The sequence below is a fragment of the Belnapia moabensis DSM 16746 genome (assembly GCF_000745835.1).
GTDB lineage: Bacteria > Pseudomonadota > Alphaproteobacteria > Acetobacterales > Acetobacteraceae > Belnapia > Belnapia moabensis.
In genome coordinates this window covers 1-2,455 of the sequence record NZ_JQKB01000234.1, presented here as the reverse complement: position 1 = coordinate 2,455, position 2,455 = coordinate 1, and the positions used below count along the sequence as shown (strand labels likewise).

Genomic DNA, 2,455 nt, shown 5'->3' with positions numbered 1-2,455 from the left:
CCCCCGGGAGACAGCGAATCACGCCCGCCGCAAACCGCGGATCACATGCGAGTCAGTGACCATGGCGGTTGGTATCAGACCCCGATTGCCGCTGGAGGGCACCAGCCCGCCATAACCCATGTCAGGTTGACGACCGCACACCGAAATGGGCGCCACATCGTGTCGAGGATTAGGCGATCACCGCCACAGTGCTGGGGTGCACAGGCGGATTCCGAAACACGGATTACGACTTTTCGATGCGATTCGGCACGAGTTGGCAATGCACATTCGCGCCTATCCCCCGAGGGGGTACCGTGGTCATGTCCCGGCGGGTGGTGTAGGAGGCCGCCGCCGTAACGGCGGCGGCCATCGCGGTAGCCCTCGGTAGGGTTGTGTTGCGACACGCAACTCTGACCCAAGGACGCCACGATGACCGACGAGAGGATCGCGCTTCGGGAGCTGTTGGATAAGGGCTCTGATGCCACGTTGCTGCGGGAGATGATCGGCTTCGCCGCTCATCGGCTGATGGAGCTGGATGCCGAGGGGGCCTGCGGCGCCGGCCACGGCGAGCGCAGCGCTGATCGGGTGAACCAGCGCAACGGCTACCGCGAGCGGGACTGGCAGACCCGGGTCGGCACGGTGGAGCTGCGTATTCCGAAGCTGCGGCGCGGCTCCTACTTCCCGGCCTTCCTGGAGCCGAGACGGCTGGTGGAGAAGGCGCTGACAGCAGTGATCCAGGAGGCCTATGTGCAGGGCGTCCCCACCCGCTCGGTGGATGACCTGGTCCGGGCCATGGGCATGGAGGGCATTAGCAAGAGCCAGGTCAGCCGCCTGTGCGCCGAGATCGATGGCCGGGTGCAGGACCTCCTCAGCCGCCCCATCGAGTGGTCGGCGTATACGCCGACGGCCCTATCTCTGGCTCGACGCCACCTATGTGAAGGTCCGCGAGGCGGGCCGCATTGTCTCGGTCGCGGTCACCATCGCGGTCGGCGTCAATGGCGATGGTCGGCGCGCGGTGCTCGGCATGGCGGTCGGCGCCTCCGAGGCGAAGACCTTTTGGACCAACTTCCTCCGCGGCCTGGCCCGGCGCGGTCTGCGCGGCGTCAAGCTGGTGATCTCCGACGCGCATGAGGGGCTCAAGGCCGCTGTGGCCAAGGTGCTCAGGGCGACGTGGCAGCGCTGTCGCGTGGGGCTGTTGAACAACCTTAGGCAGCGTGGGCTGATGCGGAGTGGGCGAAGCCCGCGGCCCGTCGTTTGGCAACCGTGGCGACGATGGCAAGCAGGCCAAGGATGAGCCGTGCGCTTGCGTGAGGGTCGAGGAGCGCACAAAGGGCGGTAGCGAGCCGCTTGAGGTTTACCGCTGCGGCGGTGAGGAAGGCTTGGATACGCATGTTCTGCAGGCCGCTTCGGATGGCGCGGGCGAGGCCGTGCCAGGACTTTGCTTCACCGTGGAAGCCCTCTGAGCGCCAGCGATGACGTTGGTAGAGGCGGGCATCCTCGGCCGACCAACGCTCCTTCCGGCGCCGGGCCCGCAGCAGCGCGGGAAGGTTGTCGCTCACGACAACGGCCTTGTTAACCCGCCCTTTCGAGAGACAGTCGCCTCGGATCGGGCAGCGGCGGCATTCGGCGGCCCGTGAGTAGAAGTAGCGCCCGTGCTCGGTCTGGCGCTGCGGACGTAGAACACGGCCTTTGGGACACTTCAGGATGTCGTGCCGGGCATCGTAGCGAAACCGGGGCAGCGGCACGCGCGAGCGGGCTGGCTCCTTCTTGGCCGGGATGACCGGGTCAACTCCGCGCTCCTCCAGCCCGCCGTAAACCTTGCCGTAGGCATAGCCTTGATCGGCGGTGACGGCCGCCGCGGAGCGCCCCGTCGCTGCGGCCGCGGCGTCCACGCGGTCGAGGACATGGTCGCCCTCGTTCGCCTGGCCGGTTGTCACCTCGAGGTCGAGCACGACACCGAACACGTCGTCTACTGCGGTGTGTTGTTTGTAGGCTGGCTCCAGCCGCCGGTTCCGGGCGTTCGTCGCCATGGTAGCGTCGGGGTCGGTAAGGCAGACCTTCTTGTACCGGCCCGTCTGCTTGCCGTCGCGTTCGGCCTGCCGCCGGGCGGCATCCTCACCCGGCATGGATAGATCGCCGTCTTGCGCCAGGACCGCGTCCGCATGCCGCTCGCCGAGGCTCTCCCAAGCCACATCAGCGCGGATCAGCGTCGCGTCGATGTGCACGACCTTCCCCTTGGCGATGCCCGCCTTGACGCAAGCCTGCACGCTGCGCGCGAAGATCCGCCGAAACAGCTCTGCACCCCACCGTTGGCGGATGCGGGTAAGTGAGGAGTGATCGGGCAGCGCCTCATGCAGGCCGTAGCCCGCGAACCAGCGAATTGGCCTTGCCCCGCCTTCACGGACAGCGTTACGCGACTGAAGCAGCCGCATGGAACGCCGCGACCTTCTGCTCTGGTGTGAGATAGCCCAGAGCC

General features: G+C 67.1%; 1 protein-coding gene and 1 pseudogene. One reads left to right on the top strand and one right to left on the bottom strand.

What is annotated here, in order from left to right; translation table 11 throughout:
• Positions 1-408 precede the first annotated feature (408 nt).
• Positions 409-1,234: pseudogene (locus EP26_RS30500) on the top strand (IS256 family transposase); the annotation flags it as partial.
• Here EP26_RS30500 and EP26_RS30495 read toward each other — a convergent pair.
• Positions 1,185-2,455: transposase (locus EP26_RS30495; protein ID WP_408735132.1), on the bottom strand; the 1,271-nt coding region annotated here is incomplete at its 5' end. The pseudogene EP26_RS30500 and the gene EP26_RS30495 overlap by 50 nt on opposite strands.